The sequence below is a fragment of the Acidovorax carolinensis genome, from assembly GCF_002157145.1.
In the GTDB taxonomy this organism is placed as follows: domain Bacteria; phylum Pseudomonadota; class Gammaproteobacteria; order Burkholderiales; family Burkholderiaceae_C; genus Acidovorax; species Acidovorax carolinensis.
In genome coordinates this window covers 37,691-54,120 of sequence record NZ_CP021361.1, presented here as the reverse complement: position 1 = coordinate 54,120, position 16,430 = coordinate 37,691, and the positions used below count along the sequence as shown (strand labels likewise).

Sequence of the window (16,430 nt, the reverse complement as noted above, 5' to 3'; positions counted from 1 at the left end):
CTGCCCACGCCGCGCCCCATGACACCCACCCCACCCCTTCGCCACTTCCACAGCTACGAACCCCGGCTGGGCCACGGCCTGCCGCACGACCCGTTCAATGCCATCGTGGGGCCGCGCCCCATCGGCTGGATCTCGACGCAAAGCGCCACGGGTGCGCTGAACCTGGCGCCCTACAGCTTCTTCAACGCCTTCAACTACGTGCCGCCCATCGTGGGCTTTGCCAGCATTGGCGCCAAGGACACGCTGCGCAACATCGAGGACACGGGCGAGTTTGTGTGGAACCTCGCCACGCGCGATCTGGCCGAGCCCATGAACCAGAGCTGCGCCGCCGTGCCGCCCGAGGTGAGCGAGTTCGACCTGACGGGCCTCACACCCCTGCCCTCCACGCGCGTTCGCCCGCCCCGCGTGGCCGAAAGCCCCGTCACCTTTGAATGCCGCAGCACGCAAATCCTGCAATTGCAGGGTGTGGATGGGCACAAGGTGCCCACCTGGCTGATACTGGGCGAGGTGGTGGCCGTGCACATCGACAAGGCCCTGCTGAAAGACGGCGTATATGACACGGCGGGTGCCGGGCATATCCTGCGTGGCGGCGGCCCGGCGGACTATTTCACGGTGGGGCCGGAGCAGTTGTTCCGGATGTACCGGCCGCGTTGAGGCGCCGGCACGCAGGTAAGCCGGTCACACCCCGGCCGGGCCCGCAGGCATGTGGTACACCCACACCGGCCGCCCGCCCGGCGCGTGCAGCTGCGCATGGGGCGGCCAGCCGGGCACGGCGAACTCCAGGCTCACAAGCCATGCGCCGGGCGCCATCTCGGCACGGGCCTTGGCGGCGGCGCGGGGCATGCTCTCGGGGCGCTGGAACAGGTAAACCAGCTGGTAGCCGCTCCAGTCGGCCCGCCAGATATCGCCCTGCTCTACCCGCGCCCAGGGGCAGCGGCGGGCGCACAGCCAGCGCAGCGGGTGGCTCCATTCCAGCCCCTCCAGCTGGGCCAGGGGGTAGGCCTGGCGCAGCGCAATCAGGCCGTCGCCCAAGCCGCAGCCCGCGTCGAGCACGCGCGCGCGGGGCTCCAGGGGGCAAAGTCGGGCAGGTCGTTGAGCGCGTCGGGCGGGGTGGGAAACAGCGGCGCATCGCGCCAGGCATTCAGGGGGTACACCAGCAGCAGCAGGGCCAGCGGCACCAGCCAGCCCCAGGCGGGCAGGCCCGCCGCCCCCGTGAGGGCCAGCGACAACGGAAACCCCGCCGCAATCAGCCCCCGCCGCCACCAGGTGTCGCCCAGCAGGCTGGCGACCGTGCCCAGGCCGCATGCCAGCACCAGCGCCCATGCCGCAGGCAGGTGTGCGCGCTGCAGGGCCACAAACAGCAGCCACGCCGCCGCCCAGGCCGTCAGTGCGGGCAAGGGCCATGGCAAAAAGCGGTAGGCCATGGGGAACACGGGCCCTGCGTCGGGCCGGTCAGGCGTTGCCGCGCAGCCGGTCGATCAAGCCGTTCAGGGCCTCCAGCGAGCCAAACTGGATGGACAACTCGCCCATATCCTCCATGCGGCCGTTGCGTTTGACGCGCTTTTTCACACGCACCTCGACCTCGGCCATGAGCAGGTCGGAGAGCTCTTCTTCCACCCGCTTGAGGTCGCGCGATTTTTCCTTTTTGGGCCGCGTGGCGACCAGGTTGAACTCGGCACCGATCTTCTTGACCAGGGCTTCGGCCTCGCGCACCGACAGCTTGCGGGCCGCGATCTGGTTGCCTGCCGTGATCTGCGCGGCGCGGTCCAGCGCCAGCAGCGCGCGCGCGTGGCCCATGTCGATGTCGCCCGCCATCAGCATGGTCTGCACGGGCTCGGCCAGGTTCAAAAGGCGCAGCAGGTTGCTGGCGGCGCTGCGCGAGCGGCCGACGGCCTGCGCGGCCTGCTCGTGGGTGAGGCCGAACTCTTTGACCAGGCGCTGCAGGCCCTGCGCCTCTTCGAGCGGATTCAGGTCTTCGCGCTGGATGTTCTCGATGAGCGCCATGGCAGCGGCCGACTCGTCGGGCACATCGCGCACCAGCACCGGCACGGCATCGAGGCCCGCGAGCCGGGACGCACGAAAGCGCCGCTCGCCCGCGATGATTTCGTACAACGGCCCCTCTTGACTGAGGGCGCCCATCGCAGGGGAGGGCCCCTGCGATGCTCGTTCCTGGCGGCGCAGCCGAGCTTGTTCGTCGCTCAGGCGACGAACAAGAATCGGCTGCATGATGCCCTGGGCCTTGATGCTTTCGGCCAGCTCGTACAGCGCACCCTCGTCCATCCGCGTGCGTGGCTGGTACATGCCCGGCACCAGTTCGCTCAGGGCCAGACTGCTGGGCAGGCCCGCCTCGGCGGCCTGGGCCTTTTCGACCCCTTCGGCCACCTTGGGGCCGAGCAAGGCTTCGAGTCCGCGGCCGAGGCCCTTGGGTTTCTTGGTGACCATGTTCGTCAATCTTTCAAAAGGGTGTGCAGCAGGTTGTGGCCCTCGGGCCAGTCTGCCAGGCCGGATTCGGCGTTGATGTGGCCGCACTCGCCGCTGTCGATGAAGCGCGCGCCCCAGGCCTGCGCCAGGCTTTCGGCGCGCTCGAAGCTGCAATACGGGTCGTTGCGGCTGCCGACCAGCAGGGTGGGGAACGGCAGCGGCTGGCGGCCGATGGGCGCCCAGCCGTGGATTTGCGCGGCCAGGTCGGGGCGCTCCACATCGCCGGGCGCCACCAGCAGCGCGCCCTGCACGCGGTGGGCGTTGGCCGAATGCGCCGCCCACCAGGCGGTGAGGATGCAGCCCAGGCTGTGCGCCACCAGCACCACGGGGCCGTCGGCATCGACCACGGTTTCTTCGAGCCGCGCCGACCAGTCGCCGCGCAGCGGGCGCATCCAGTCGTGCTGCTCCACGCGGTGGTAGCCGTGCCGGGCCTCCCACAGGCTTTGCCAGTGGTCGGGGCCCGAGTTCTGCCAGCCGGGCAGCAGCAGGATGTTGGAGGCCTTCATCACTATCAAATCAATAGCTGCCAGCGCTTTACTATCAAGCGCCGGGGGCCATTTTGGCTACAGAAGCCGATGCCGCAGCCATGCGCTGCACGCGCTCGACCATCTCCTGCGCAAACTCGACAAAGGCCTGGCTGCCCTTGGCCGCCGGGTCGAACACCACGCCCGGCAGGCCGTAACTGGGCGCTTCGGCCAGGCGCACGTTGCGCGGGATGACGCTGTTGAACACCTTGTCGCCAAAGTGGCCCTTGAGCTGGTCGCTCACCTGCTGCTGCAGCGTGATGCGAGGGTCAAACATCACGCGCAGCAGGCCGATGATCTGCAGGTCGGCGTTGAGGTTGGCGTGCACCTGCTTGATGGTGTTGACCAGATCGGTCAGGCCTTCGAGCGCGAAGTATTCGCACTGCATGGGCACGATCACGCCGTGCGCGCTGCACAGGCCGTTGAGCGTGAGCATCGAGAGGGACGGCGGGCAGTCGATCAGCACAAAATCGTAGTTGTCAGCCACCTCGGCCAGCGCGGTCTTGAGGCGCTTTTCGCGGTGCTCCAGCGCCACCAGCTCTACCTCGGCCCCCGCCAGTTCACGGTTGGCGCCCAGCACCCAGTAGCCGCATTTTTCCGACAGCACCGCGGCCTCTTTGACCGAGGCGGATTCGAGCAGCACGTCGTACACCGACAGCTGAAGGCTGCGCTTGTCCACGCCCGAACCCATGGTGGCATTGCCCTGCGGGTCCAGGTCCACCATCAGCACGCGCTGGCCGATCTTGGCCAGGCCCGCGGCAAGGTTGACGGTGGTGGTGGTCTTGCCAACGCCACCCTTCTGATTGGCAACGCAAAAAATCTTGGCCATGTGGATGCTGTGGTGGTGTGGGTTTATTTGGAGATGGCCAGCTTGATGCCAAAGCCGATCAGAAAGACGCCAGCCACTTTTTCCAGCGCGCGGGCAATGAACGGGTTGGCGCGCATGCGCTCGGCGAGGTGGTGGGTGAGCAGTACCACGGTGAGGCCATAGGCCAGGGTGAGCACGGCAATGGTGGCCGCCATCACACCAAAGGTGAGCATGCCCTGGTGGTGCGCCGGATCCACAAACAGCGGAAAGAATGCCATGTAGAACACGATGGCCTTGGGGTTGAGCAAGGTGATCAGCCCCGCCTGCTTGAAGTAGTGGCGCGGCTGGATGTTGAGGATGGGCTGGGCGCCGGGTTTGGCCGTGAGCATCTTGAAGCCCAGCCAAGCCAGGTAGGCCGCGCCCAGCCACTGCACGGCGTTGAAGGCCGTGGGGTAGGTGGCCAGCAATGCCGCCACACCGGCCACCGCTGCCCACATCAGCACCTGGTCGCCCGCGATCACGCCCAGGGTAGCCGCCAGGCCACCGCGCACGCCGCCCTTGCTGGTGGAGGTGATGAGCGCCAGATTGCCAGGCCCTGGAATGGCCAGGAACAACACAATGGCGGCGACAAAGGCGCCGTAGTCTGCAATGCCGAACATGAATTCTCCCGGAGCGCTGGAAGGGTGCTGTGATAGATGCACTCGCAATGAGGAGCCGAGTTTACGCGACCACCCTTCCCTCACCCCAAAAAGAGCCGTCAGACCGGCTTCGTCCAGATGATGCAGCGCTCGGCGTCCAGCCCCGGCACCACGAGCTGTTCCACGTGAAACACCTTTACATCGTCGGGCAAGGCGACGATTTCATCCTCGGGGTGCTTGCCCTTCATGGCCAGCCAGACACCGTGCGGCGCCGCCAGCGCAGCCCGCGACCAGGTCACAAAATCGGGCAACGATGCAAAGGCACGGCAGCTGATGATGTCAAAGGGGGCTGTCAGTGTCTCCACCCGCGCATGCACGCCATGCAGGTTGCGCAGCTTGAGCGCCACCGCCGCCTGCTGGATGAACGCGGCCTTCTTGCCCACCGTGTCCACGCAACTCACATCCACGTCGGGGCAGCAGATGGCGAACACCACACCAGGCAGGCCACCGCCCGAGCCCACGTCGAGCAAGCGAACAGGGGTAGGCGCCCCACCCTGCTGCTGCAATGCCGCCACATGGCGGCGCAACGGCGCCACGGCGGCCAGGCTGTCGAGCAGGTGGTGCGTCATCATCTCCTGCGGGTCGCGCACGGCCGTCAGGTTATAGACCTTGTTCCACTTCTGCAGCAGGGCCAGAAAATCCATCAACAGGGAAACCTGTGCATCGCTCAAGCCCAGCGCCAGGGCATCCGCACCGGCTTGCAGTTGCTGGCGCAGGCTGTCGTTGTTGTTCATCCCCATCGTCATGCCGCCACTTCGCCTTCTGCCTTGGCAGCGGAAGCCGAAGCCACGGCGAATTCCTTGAAGCCACCCTTCTTCAAATGCACCATCAGCAGCGAGATCGCGGCGGGTGTAATGCCCGTGATGCGGGAGGCGTGGCCCAGGGTTTCGGGCCGGTGCCGGCTGAGCACCTGGCGCGCCTCGATGCTCAGGGCCGTGACCTGCATGTAGTCCAGGTCGGCCGGTAGGCGCAGTTTTTCGAAATGCGCAGCACGCTCCACCTCGCCCTTCTGGCGGTCGATGTAGCCCGAATATTTGGCGGCAATCTCCACCTGCTCCACCACCGGCTCGCTCAGCTCACCCAGGGTTTCACGTGAAACATCCGTGGTCGCATACTTGCCACCGTCCAGCGACATCAGGTTGGCGTAGTTCACATCCGGGCGGCGCAGCAATTCAAACAGATTGTATTCGTGATCGATGCTCTTGCCCAAGACCCGTTCGGACTCTGTCGCAGGCAGGTTGCGCGGGTTCACCCAGGTGGCTTTCAGGCGCTCTGTTTCACGTGAAACCGCATCGCGTTTGCGGCAAAAAGCATCCCAGCGCGCGTCGTCGACCAGCCCCATGCGGCGCCCGGCTTCGGTCAAGCGCATGTCGGCGTTGTCTTCGCGCAGCTGCAGGCGGAACTCGGCCCGGCTCGTGAACATGCGGTAGGGCTCGGTCACGCCCTTGGTGATGAGGTCATCCACCAGCACGCCCAGGTAAGCCTCATCGCGACCAGGCAACCACGCGGCATCGCCCCGACACTGCAGCGCGGCGTTGATGCCGGCAAACAGGCCCTGCGCCGCCGCCTCTTCGTAGCCCGTGGTGCCGTTGATCTGCCCGGCAAAGAACAGACCCTGAATCTGGCGCGTCTCGAAGCTGCTCTTGAGCGAGCGCGGGTCGAAGTAGTCGTATTCAATGGCATAGCCGGGGCGCAGGATGTGCGCGTTCTCCAGCCCCGGCATGCTGCGCACCAGGTCGTACTGGATGTCAAACGGCAGGCTGGTACTGATGCCATTGGGGTAGAACTCGTGCGTGGTCAGGCCTTCGGGCTCCAGAAAGATCTGGTGGCTGTCCTTGTCGGCAAAGCGGTTGATCTTGTCTTCCACACTGGGGCAGTAGCGCGGACCCACGCCCTCGATCTTGCCGGTGAACATGGGGCTGCGGTCAAAGCCGCTGCGGATGATGTCGTGCGTGCGCTCGTTGGTGTGGGTGATCCAGCACGGCATCTGGCGCGGGTGCATTGTTGCATTGCCCATGAAGCTGAACACCGGCACGGTGCCCTCGTTCACGCCGCCGGGCATGCCATCGCCGGGCTGCTCCGCGCACTTCGAGAAGTCGATGCTGCGTCCGTCCAGCCGGGGCGGCGTGCCGGTTTTCAGGCGGCCCTGGGGCAGCTTCAGCTCCTTGAGGCGTGCCGACAGCGACACCGCAGGCGGGTCCCCTGCCCGACCGGCGGCGTAGTTGTTCAGCCCCACATGGATCTTGCCGTCCAGGAAAGTGCCGGCCGTCAGCACCACCGTGCGGCTGCGAAAGCGGATGCCCACCTGCGTGACGGCGCCCACCACGCGGTCGCCTTCCACCATCAGATCGTCCACCGCCTGCTGAAACAGCCACAGGTTGGGCTGGTTCTCCAGCATGCGGCGGATGGCGGCCTTGTACAGAATGCGGTCGGCCTGCGCCCGCGTAGCACGCACGGCCGGGCCCTTGCTGCTGTTGAGAATACGGAACTGGATGCCGCCCTCGTCCGTGGCCAGGGCCATCGCGCCGCCCAGCGCATCGACCTCCTTCACCAGGTGCCCCTTGCCAATGCCGCCAATGCTGGGGTTGCAGCTCATCTGCCCCAGCGTCTCGATGTTGTGGGTCAGCAGCAGCGTTCTTTGCCCTAAGCGCGCAGCAGCCAGCGCGGCTTCGGTGCCGGCATGGCCACCGCCGACAACGATCACATCAAATTCCTGGGGATACAACATGAGAAAAACTCCAGGGCCACCGGCCCACAACCGCACACCAACCAAACGCCAACCAAGCACTGGCGCTCTGGCGCCAGCCCCGTGCCGGCCTTGTGGGCCATGCAGCGGAAAGCCGGCAATTTTCCCACCTTTGGCTGTCGCACGCCCATGGGTGCTGCCAACGACCATTCCGGCACCTGTGCGATCCACGTCCCTGCGCACCGTTTCACGTGAAACATCAGCACTCGCCAGGACCCTGCACTGCAAGCCTACGCCCGTGCACCGAACCCGCAGGAATCCTGCCCCAGGCCTGTGCTCCAATGCCGGGCATGCACAACCAACTCCTCGTCTTTGCGGGCAGCACCCGCCAGCAATCCTTCAACCGCCGCCTGGCCCAGGCTACCGCCGCCATCGCCCGTGAAGCCGGTGCCCAGGTCACGCTGCTGGAGCTGTCCGATTTCGACATCCCCATGTACAACGCCGACCTGGAAGCGCAAGGCACTCCCGCCGATGTGCTGCGGCTCAAGCAGATCCTGTGGGAACACCCGGCCTGGGTCATCTGCGCCCCCGAATACAACGGAAGCTACACCGCCCTGCTCAAGAACACCATCGACTGGGCGTCCAGCCCCGTCAAAGGCCACCCCGACTGGCAGGACGGCACCCGGCCCTTTCGCGGCAAGGTGGCGGGCATGCTCAGCGCCTCGCCGGGCGCTTTGGGCGGCCTGCGTTCGCAAAGCCACCTGGCGCCCTTGTTGATCAACCTCGAATGCTGGCTGGCACCCCAGGCCTTTGCGTTGGGCCACGCAGGCAGCGCGTTCGACGATCAGGGTGCCCTGGTACAGCCGGCGCACCGCGACCGCGTGCGCGCGGTGATCGACCAGGTGCTGTGGGCGGCCGGGCGGCTGCATCCGGCAGCGGGCTGAGCAATTCGGGCAAAAAAGCCTGCAGCACCCAATGGGCAAGCGCAGGCAGCTATCAAAACACACCCATGGATTGCCGCCCTGGCTGCGGCGCCTGCTGCACCGCCCCCTCCATCAGCTCACCCATCCCGGGAATGCCCCGAGGCAAGCCTGCGGGCGTGCGTTGCATTCAGCTGGGGGACGACGCCCGTTGCCTCATCTTCGGGCAACCCGGGCGCCCCGCCGTGTGCGCCGGACTGAGGCCATCGGCCGAGATGTGCGGCCCCGACCGGGAGTACGCCCTGCGTTACCTGGCGCGCCTGGAAGTGCAGACCCGTCCGGCCTGAAAATCGGACAAGTGACGGCGCCGCGAGGCAGGTGACGCGCTCAGCGCCGCCGCCGGGGCGAGAACCCCGGCGCCAGCAGAAAAAAACTGCAGCGCATAGCATCCTGCTCTTTCTTTTCCATCGCTCACGAGGATTTTGTCCATGAAGCTCTACTACGCGCCCGGCGCCTGCTCCCTTTCGCCCCACATCGCGCTGCACGAAGCCGGCCTGGCCTGCACGCCCGTGCTGGTCAGCACCAAGAGCCACAAGCTGCAGGACGGCACCGACTACTACAGCATCAACCCACTGGGCTATGTGCCCGTGCTGGAGCTGGACAGCGGCGAGCGCCTGCGCGAAGGCCCGGCCATCGTGCAGTACATCGCCGATCTCGTGCCAGACAAGCAACTGGCCCCGGCGAATGGCACCCTGGAGCGCTACCGCCTGCAGGAGTGGCTGACCTTCATCGGCACCGAAATCCACCAGGGCTTTGGCCCGCTGTTCAACCCGGCCACGCCCGACGAGTACAAGGCCACCGCGCGCGAAAAGCTGCTGCAGCGCCTGCAGTGGGTGGACAGCCAGCTCGCGGGCAAGCCCTACCTGATGGGCGAGCAGTTCACCGTGGCCGATGGCTACCTGTTCACCGTGGTCAACTGGGCCGGGTTCGTTGGCCTTGACCTCTCTGGCCTGAGCCACCTCACCGCTTTTCAGGCCCGCGTTGCCGCACGCCCCGCAGTGCAGGCGGCCATGCGAGCCGAAGGTCTGCTCAAGTAATTGCCCGGGGGCGCTGGTGCAGTCCACCTGCACCCCATACCAAATTCAATGTCAAAACAGCTTGCAGCCCTTGTTCAACAAGCGCTGAAAGCTATCATTTTTGAAAAACGAGGCTCTGTTTGCGGCAGCGCAACTAGCACACAATGGCTTCACCCAGCTGCCCGCTGCGTACTGCAGCAAGCGCCGCACTGCAGTACCCTTAGGGCAAAACCCGCCCTCGGGCAAACCCCACCATTCACTCTCGCGACGAAAGCCATTCATGCCCTCTTTGTTCGAACCCGTCCAGGCCGGTGACCTGCACCTGGCCAACCGCATTGCCATGGCGCCCCTCACGCGCAACCGTGCGCCGGACGCCATCCCCACGCCGCTTATGGCCACCTACTACACGCAGCGCGCCAGCGCCGGCCTGCTGATCACCGAAGCCACCGCCATCAGCCCCCAGGGCCAGGGCTATGCCGACGTGCCCGGGCTGTACAGCACCGAGCAGCTTGACGGCTGGAAGCGCGTGACGCGCTCCGTGCACGCCGAAGGCGGCAAGATCGTGGTGCAGCTGTGGCATGTGGGCCGCGTCTCGCACACCGACCTGCAGCCGGGCAACGCCGCGCCCGTGGCGCCCTCGGCCATTCGCGCCCATACCAAGACGGTGCTGATCAAGGACGGCGTGCCCACCTTCACCGATACCTCCATGCCCCGCGCCCTCGAACTGGACGAGCTGCCCGGCATCGTGCAGGACTACCGCCACGCCGCGCGCAACGCCATTGCCTGCGGTTTTGACGGTGTGGAAATCCACGGCGCCAACGGCTACCTGCTCGACCAGTTCATGAAGACCGGTGCCAACGAGCGCACCGATGACTACGGCGGCAGCATCAAGAACCGCGTCCGGCTCACGCTCGAAGTGGTGCGCGCCATCGTCGATGAGATCGGTGGCGGCCGCACCGGCATCCGCCTGTCGCCCGTGACGCCCGCCAACGACATCGTGGACGACAACCCCCAGCAGCTGTTTGACTACCTGGTGGCCCAGCTCGCCCCGCTGGGGCTGGCCTACGTGCACATCGTCGAAGGCGCCACCGGTGGCGCCCGCGAAATCGCCGATCGCCCCTTCGACTATCCCGCCCTCAAGGCCGTGTACCGCAAGGCCGGCGGCAAGGGTGCGTGGATGGTGAACAACGCCTATGACCGCGCGCTGGCCGAAGCCGCCGTGGCAGCGGGCGCCGACATCGTGGCTTTTGGCCGGCCCTTCATTGCCAACCCCGACCTGGTGACCCGGCTCGAAAAGAACGCGCCCCTGAACGAGCCCGACCGCGCCACCTTCTATGGCGGCGGGGCCAAAGGCTACACGGACTACCCCACCTTGTTCTGAGACCGGGGCATTTCAGTTCCAAAGTGGCTCCAGCGCTTTTGCACAAAGCGCTGGCAGCTACTTAATCAATAGCATCACCCACACGGGCGATGCACGGGTGGCCTCTTCAGGCTGCCAGCTGGGGCGTGGCGCGACCGATCAGGGCGCGGTCGGACGCGGGCGCTGTTGCACGAGACAGCGCCGCCATGCCGCCGCCTTCATCGGCCAGGCGGAACTGCTGCACCACCTCCGACAGGCGGGCCGCCTGCTCGCGCAGCGACTCGGCGGCGGCGGCCGATTGTTCCACCAGTGCCGCGTTCTGTTGCGTCATGCGGTCGATATCGCCCACCGACTGGTTCACCTGGCCAATACCGGTCGACTGCTCGGAAGCGGCTGCGGTGATCTCGCCAATGATGTCGCCCACGCGCTGCACGCTGGCCACGATTTCCTTCATCGCGGCACCCGCATCTTCCACATGGCGCACGCCGCCGTCCACGGCGGTCACGCTGTTGTTGATCAGGCCCTTGATGTCGCTGGCCGCTGCTGCCGAACGCTGTGCCAGGCTGCGCACTTCACTGGCCACCACGGCAAAGCCCCGGCCCTGCTCGCCCGCGCGGGCTGCTTCCACGGCGGCGTTGAGCGCCAGGATGTTGGTCTGGAAGGCAATGGAGTCAATCAAGCCGATGATGTCGCCGATCTTGCGGCTGGAGGCCGAGATCTCGTGCATGCTGGCCACGGCCTGCTCCACCACCGAACCACCGCGCGTGGCCGTGCTGGAGGCCGAACTGGCCAGCTGGTTGGCCATCTGCGACGACGAGGCAGTTTGCTGCACAGTCGACGTGATCTGCGACAGCGAGGCCACCGCTTCCTGGGCATTGCTGGCCGTCTGCTCGGTGCGCTGCGACAGGTCGTGGTTGCCCGTGGCGATCTCCTGGCTGGCCGTGGCGATGTTGCCGCTGGCATCGCGCACCTGCGCCACCAGCGACCCCAGGCCCTGCTGCATGTCGGCCAGCGCGCGCTGCAGGTCGGCCACTTCGTCTTTGCCCTCGGCCGCAATGTGCTGTGACAGATCACCACCGGCAATCGCCAGCGCCATGCGGCGGGCATCGGCCAGCGGGCGGCAAATGGACAACATGTTCATCAGCGTGGTGGGCACCACCACCAGCACGGTGATCAGCACCGCCAGGGCAAACAGCCACAGGGTCTGGTTGGCCACATCGGTCTGGTCGGCCACGGCCGCCGTCACCTCGCCACGCAGCACGCCATCGAGCTCCTTGAGCAGCTTGTCCGCCTCGTCGAACTCGGCCACGGCCTTGCCGCTCATGCGGTTGGCAATGGTGGCCGTGTCATATCCACCGGCTTCCAGCTGGCGCGCCACATGCGCAAACTGGTCGCGGTAGCTGTCCAGGCGCTTGACGATGGCCTGCGCAATCGCGTTGTCGCTGTCTTGCGGGCCTTCCAGAAAACGGGCCGCGACCTTCTTCGACTGCTCCACGCTGGCCAGCCATTTGGCATGGGCCGCCTTGACGCCCTCGGGCTTCTCGTACGAGATGATCATGTCTTTTTCGTGCTGGCGGATGGACCCCATCTCGCCGCGCAGTTCGGCCATGAACCCCACCTTGGTAAAAGAGTTCGCCATGAAGTTCTCGCTCATGTCGTGGATGCGGAACATGCCCAGCATGCCCGCACCCCCCAACATGCCCAACAGCGCCAACACCACGCCAATGGCGCCCAGCATCCGAAAGCGGATGGTGAACAGCCGCATGAGCGATAAGAAATTCATGATGTCTCTTCCTTCAGGTCTCAAAGCACCCCGGCCGCCGGTCGCAGCCACGGACATGCAACAAAACGTTGCAGTTTGCCAGACATCGATGGCAGCACGATACGTAGAACCCGAAGTTGTTACATTCGCCAGCGTTTTAGCAACAGCGCATTGGCCATCACGCTCACCGAACTCAGCGCCATGGCCGCGCCGGCCACCACCGGGTTCAGGTAACCCAGCGCCGCCAGCGGAATGCCGGCCACGTTGTAGAAAAAGGCCCAGAACAGGTTCTGGCGGATTTTCGCCACGGTGCGCCGCGAGATATCGAGGGCCGCAGCCACCAGCATCGGGTCGCCGCGCATCAGCGTGATGCCGGCGGCATGCATGGCCACATCGGTGCCGTTGCCCATGGCCATGCCGACATCGGCGGCGGCCAGCGCAGGGGCATCGTTGACGCCATCGCCCACCATCGCCACGGTGTGGCCACCCGCCTGCAGCGTCTGCACGCGCGCCGCCTTCTCGCCGGGCAGCACCTCGGCCATCACCTCGCCCGCATCGGGGTCCAGCCCCAGGCGCCGGGCCATCGCCTCGGCGGCGCCCCGGTTGTCGCCCGAGATCATCACCGTGCGCACGCCCAGCGCACGCAGAGCAGCCAGGGCCTCGCGGGCGCCGGCCTTGGGCTCATCGCCAAAGGCGAGGATGGCGCGCAACGCCAGCCCGTCGGTGGTGCGCTCGGCCAGGGCCGAAACCGTGGCGCCTTCGTTTTGAAAATCGGTAGCGCGCGCAGCCAGCGCGCCCTCCTTCAGTTCTTTCACGCCCAGCTCGTCCATCCAGCGCAGGCTGCCCACCAGATAGCTGCGGGCCTGCACCTCACCCTCGGTGCCGCGCCCCGGCACGGCGCGCACACCGTCGGGCGCCACGGGCTGCAGGCCGCGCTCTTGCGCTGCCGTCACCACGGCACGGGCCAGCGGGTGCTCGCTGCCGCTTTGCACGCTGGCCACCGCCGCCAGCACGGTGGCCTCGTCCTGGCCCGGCACCACCTCAAAGGCGATCAGCCGTGGGCGGCCCACCGTCAACGTGCCGGTCTTGTCGAATGCCACCACCTCCACCTTGTGGGCCAGCTCCAGCGCCTGCGCGTCTTTAATCAGGATGCCGTGCTTCGCCGCCACCCCGGTGCCCGCCATGATGGCCGCCGGCGTGGCCAGCCCCAGCGCGCAGGGGCAGGCAATCACCAGCACCGCCACGGCATGGATCACGGCCACCTCGAAGCCCGCGCCCGTCCACAGCCAGGCCAGCAGCGTGGCCAGCGCCACCACCAGCACCACCGGCACGAAAACCGCCGACACCTGATCGACCAGGCGCTGGATGGGCGCCTTGGCGGCCTGCGCATCCTCGACCAGGCGGATGATGCGCGCCAGCACCGTCTCGGCGCCCACGGCCGACACCTGCATCACCACCCGGCCGTCGCCATTGATCGAGCCGCCCGTCAGGGGCGCGCCCACCTCGCGCGTCACGGGCAAGGGCTCGCCCGTGAGCATGGACTCGTCCACCTGGGTGTGGCCCTCCACAATGCGGCCATCCACCGGGATGCGCTCGCCGGGGCGCACCACCAGCCGGTCGCCCGCCATCACCTCGGCCACTGGCACATCCACCTCGCCATCACGCCCCAGCATGTGGGCCACATCGGGGCGCAGCGCATGCAGTGCACGGATGGCCGCCGTGGTCTGGCGCTTGGCGCGCGCCTCCAGCCACTTGCCCAGCAGCACCAGCGTGACCACCACCGCCGAGGCCTCGAAATACAGGTGCGGCGCATGCCCTTCGTGCGCAGTGAGCCACAGCCACATCGACAGACCCCAGCCTGCCGATGTGCCAATGGCCACCAGCAAATCCATGTTGCCCGTCAGCGCCTTGAGCGCGTGCCAGCCCGCCTTGTAAAAGCGCGCCCCCAGAATGAACTGCACCGGCGTGGCCAGCGCAAACTGCACCCAGGCGGGCAGCATCCAGTGGCAGCCCAGCAGATCGCCCAGCATGGGCAGCACCAGCGGGGCCGACAGCAGCAGGCCGATGCCCACGGGCAGAAAACCGGCCCAGGGCGACACGTCCACGGGCGCATCGTCCTGCCCCGCCGCGCGCGGCTCGTAGCCCGCATTGCGCACGGCGCGGCGCAGCAGGGCATCCATGGTCGGGCCTTGGGCACCCGGTGGCTGCGCATAAGCGATGCGCGCCGACTCGGTGGCCAGGTTCACGGTGGCATCCTGCACGCCAGGCACCTTGCGCAGCGCCCGCTCCACACGGCCCACGCAGCTGGCGCAGGTCATGCCGCCAATGCCAAGGTCGAGGGTTTCGTGCGGTTCGGAGGGGTTGGGGTGAGGGGCAGAGGTGTTCATGAACGCTACCGTAATCCTTGTCATGATGGCAAGGTCAACCGCTGACAGCGATAGACCGTGCAGGCGTCAGTGCCATCGCATGCGCTTGACTATGCCACCATGTCAAGGTTCATGATTTCCATGTCATCACTTTTTAACCGGAGAAATTGCATGCAATACACCCTTCAAGTCCAGGGCATGACCTGCGGCCACTGCGAGCGCGCCGTCACCCAGGCCGTGCAGCAGATCGACCCCGCCGCCACCGTGCGCATCGACCGCGCGCACAACCGCGTCGATATCGACAGCACCCAGCCCCGCGAGGCCCTGGCCGCCGCCATTGCCGAAGAAGGCTACCAGGTCGCCGCATGACCCCCACCACGGGCTGGCCGGTGCCCATCGGCGAGGCCGCGCGCCGCGCCGGGGTGTCGGCGCGCATGGTGCGCCACTACGAATCGCTCGGCCTGCTGCCCCCCGTGGGCCGCGCCGACAGCGGCTACCGCCAGTACACCGAGGCCGACGTGCACGCATTGCGCTTCGTGGGCCGTGCGCGCACCCTGGGTTTTTCGATGGAAGAAATCCGTGAATTGCTCGGGCTGTGGCAAGACAAGAGCCGGGCCAGCGGCAATGTCAAACGCATCGCCCAGGCACACATTGACGACCTGGGCGAACGCATCGCCGCCATGCAGGCCATGCAGCGCACGCTGCAGACACTGGTGTCCTGCTGTCAGGGCAACGACCGCCCGGATTGCCCCATCCTGGATGATCTGGCTGCAGCGCCCCAATCACCCGGTGCACTCCCAAAAACATCACTGCGCCGATAGCGTTTTGCGCTTATCCACGCAAATTTTCAGGAAAAACCGCCTCTAACCCAATACAGACAAGCGCCAACAGCTCACTTTTTTGATGCCTTGCGCGCCGCGGCAGGAGCGGCCCGGCGCTTGACGGGTGCGGCCTTCGGCAGCTCGGACCGCCGCAACACCCCATCGCACAGCGTGGCAATGCACTGCTGCGCCACCTGCTCGGGCGTGTATTCGCCGCCCGGCTGGTACCAGCGGCCAATCCAGCTCAGGGCGCCCGCGATCATGAAGGCGCTCATCTTCGGGTCACAGGGCGCCAGCGAGCCCTCCTGCACCCCTTGGGCCACCAGGCGCCTGAAAGCCTGGTCGATCTCAGACTTCATGCGGCGCAGTTCCGTGCGGCTGGGCTCGGGAACCTCTTCGTCCCCCACGCGGATCAGGCACATGCCAAAGGGCTGCATGACGATGTCGGCATACACCTGCATGCAGGCGCGCAACTGGTCCACCGCATTGCCACCGGCCTGGCGCGAGGCCTCGATACCTTCGAGCGTCATCTGCAGCCCCTGGCTCACGCACTGCAGCAGGATCTCGTCCTTGTTCTTCACGTAGTAGTACAGCGTGGGCTTGGTCACACTCAGGCGCGCGGCAATGTCGTCGAGCGAGGTGGCGTGAAAGCCGCGCTCGTTGAACAACTGCGCGGCTGCGTGCAACACGGCGTTGCGCTTGGCCTCGCGCTGCTGCTCGCGATCAGGGGCAACGGCCCAGGGCGATGCCACGGCGGGTGCCGTCTTCTTGGAGGCCTTCGGGATCTTGGCAACCGTTCTTTGGTTCATGGTGCATATCGCATCGGGAAACTACCGATGCCCGGAGAGGGTGGAATACCCAAAATCTACTCGCGAGTAAACAGTTTACGTAAAAGTAAGCATTCACAGGTTCGAACAAACCCGCATAA

At 66.4% G+C, this 16,430-nt stretch carries 16 protein-coding genes and 1 pseudogene; 7 read left to right on the top strand and 10 right to left on the bottom strand.

Going from position 1 to position 16,430, the window contains the following annotated elements:
- The first annotated feature begins 18 nt into the window (after window positions 1-18).
- A complete protein-coding gene (locus tag CBP34_RS00240) occupies window positions 19-654 on the top strand; it encodes a flavin reductase family protein (protein WP_094096943.1) in 636 nt (211 codons plus the stop codon).
- A gap of 24 nt (window positions 655-678) precedes the next feature.
- On the opposite strand, the pseudogene CBP34_RS00235 reads toward CBP34_RS00240, so the two are convergent.
- The 7 genes and pseudogenes from CBP34_RS00235 to mnmG form a co-directional block, all read right to left on the bottom strand.
- Window positions 679-1,424 (bottom strand): annotated as a pseudogene (locus CBP34_RS00235) (class I SAM-dependent methyltransferase).
- A 28-nt stretch (window positions 1,425-1,452) separates the two neighbouring features.
- Window positions 1,453-2,442 (bottom strand): ParB/RepB/Spo0J family partition protein, encoded by a 990-nt coding sequence (locus tag CBP34_RS00230; RefSeq protein ID WP_094096942.1) that lies wholly within the window; start codon window positions 2,440-2,442, stop codon window positions 1,453-1,455.
- Window positions 2,443-2,447: 5 nt separating this feature from the next.
- Window positions 2,448-2,987 (bottom strand): RBBP9/YdeN family alpha/beta hydrolase, encoded by a 540-nt coding sequence (locus tag CBP34_RS00225; protein ID WP_094096941.1) that lies wholly within the window; start codon window positions 2,985-2,987, stop codon window positions 2,448-2,450.
- A gap of 34 nt (window positions 2,988-3,021) precedes the next feature.
- Window positions 3,022-3,834, bottom strand: coding sequence for a ParA family protein (locus CBP34_RS00220; RefSeq protein WP_094096940.1), 813 nt, complete (start codon window positions 3,832-3,834; stop codon window positions 3,022-3,024).
- A 23-nt stretch (window positions 3,835-3,857) separates the two neighbouring features.
- Window positions 3,858-4,472: a LysE family transporter gene (locus CBP34_RS00215; protein ID WP_094096939.1), complete on the bottom strand. Its 615-nt coding sequence runs from the start codon at window positions 4,470-4,472 to the stop codon at window positions 3,858-3,860.
- Window positions 4,473-4,570: 98 nt separating this feature from the next.
- Entirely contained in the window at window positions 4,571-5,245 is a 675-nt protein-coding gene (rsmG, locus tag CBP34_RS00210) for a 16S rRNA (guanine(527)-N(7))-methyltransferase RsmG (RefSeq protein WP_094098983.1), read from the bottom strand.
- Between the two features lie 8 nt (window positions 5,246-5,253).
- Complete coding sequence (mnmG, locus tag CBP34_RS00205; RefSeq protein ID WP_094096938.1) at window positions 5,254-7,239, bottom strand: tRNA uridine-5-carboxymethylaminomethyl(34) synthesis enzyme MnmG; 1,986 nt, start codon at window positions 7,237-7,239, stop codon at window positions 5,254-5,256.
- 308 nt (window positions 7,240-7,547) lie between these two features.
- On the opposite strand from mnmG, the gene CBP34_RS00200 reads away from it, so the two are divergent.
- The 4 genes from CBP34_RS00200 (at window position 7,548) to CBP34_RS00185 (ending at window position 10,574) form a co-directional block, all read left to right on the top strand.
- Entirely contained in the window at window positions 7,548-8,141 is a 594-nt protein-coding gene (locus CBP34_RS00200; protein WP_094098982.1) for an NADPH-dependent FMN reductase, read from the top strand.
- Window positions 8,142-8,206: 65 nt separating this feature from the next.
- Complete coding sequence (locus CBP34_RS19710) at window positions 8,207-8,464, top strand: YkgJ family cysteine cluster protein (protein ID WP_094098981.1); 258 nt, start codon at window positions 8,207-8,209, stop codon at window positions 8,462-8,464.
- A gap of 141 nt (window positions 8,465-8,605) precedes the next feature.
- Window positions 8,606-9,214 (top strand): glutathione transferase GstA, encoded by a 609-nt coding sequence (gstA, locus tag CBP34_RS00190; RefSeq protein WP_094096937.1) that lies wholly within the window; start codon window positions 8,606-8,608, stop codon window positions 9,212-9,214.
- Between the two features lie 259 nt (window positions 9,215-9,473).
- Complete coding sequence (locus tag CBP34_RS00185; protein ID WP_094096936.1) at window positions 9,474-10,574, top strand: alkene reductase; 1,101 nt, start codon at window positions 9,474-9,476, stop codon at window positions 10,572-10,574.
- Window positions 10,575-10,680: 106 nt separating this feature from the next.
- On the opposite strand, the gene CBP34_RS00180 is transcribed toward CBP34_RS00185, so the two are convergent.
- Window positions 10,681-12,336 (bottom strand): methyl-accepting chemotaxis protein, encoded by a 1,656-nt coding sequence (locus CBP34_RS00180; protein WP_094096935.1) that lies wholly within the window; start codon window positions 12,334-12,336, stop codon window positions 10,681-10,683.
- Window positions 12,337-12,455: 119 nt separating this feature from the next.
- Window positions 12,456-14,702, bottom strand: coding sequence for a heavy metal translocating P-type ATPase (locus tag CBP34_RS00175; protein WP_094096934.1), 2,247 nt, complete (start codon window positions 14,700-14,702; stop codon window positions 12,456-12,458).
- A 150-nt stretch (window positions 14,703-14,852) separates the two neighbouring features.
- On the opposite strand from CBP34_RS00175, the gene CBP34_RS00170 reads away from it, so the two are divergent.
- Together CBP34_RS00170 and cueR are read left to right on the top strand one after the other, a co-directional pair.
- Entirely contained in the window at window positions 14,853-15,050 is a 198-nt protein-coding gene (locus CBP34_RS00170; protein WP_086926139.1) for a heavy-metal-associated domain-containing protein, read from the top strand.
- On the top strand, window positions 15,047-15,502 hold the full coding sequence (cueR, locus tag CBP34_RS00165; protein WP_094096933.1) for a Cu(I)-responsive transcriptional regulator: 456 nt from the start codon (window positions 15,047-15,049) through the stop codon (window positions 15,500-15,502). Before CBP34_RS00170 ends, cueR begins: the two co-directional genes overlap by 4 nt.
- A 71-nt stretch (window positions 15,503-15,573) precedes the next feature.
- Here cueR and CBP34_RS00160 read toward each other — a convergent pair whose 3' ends face one another.
- The gene (locus tag CBP34_RS00160; RefSeq protein ID WP_094096932.1) at window positions 15,574-16,311 is read right to left on the bottom strand and encodes a TetR/AcrR family transcriptional regulator; all 738 of its coding nucleotides are present in this window, start codon (window positions 16,309-16,311) and stop codon (window positions 15,574-15,576) included.
- Window positions 16,312-16,430: the final 119 nt, after the last annotated feature.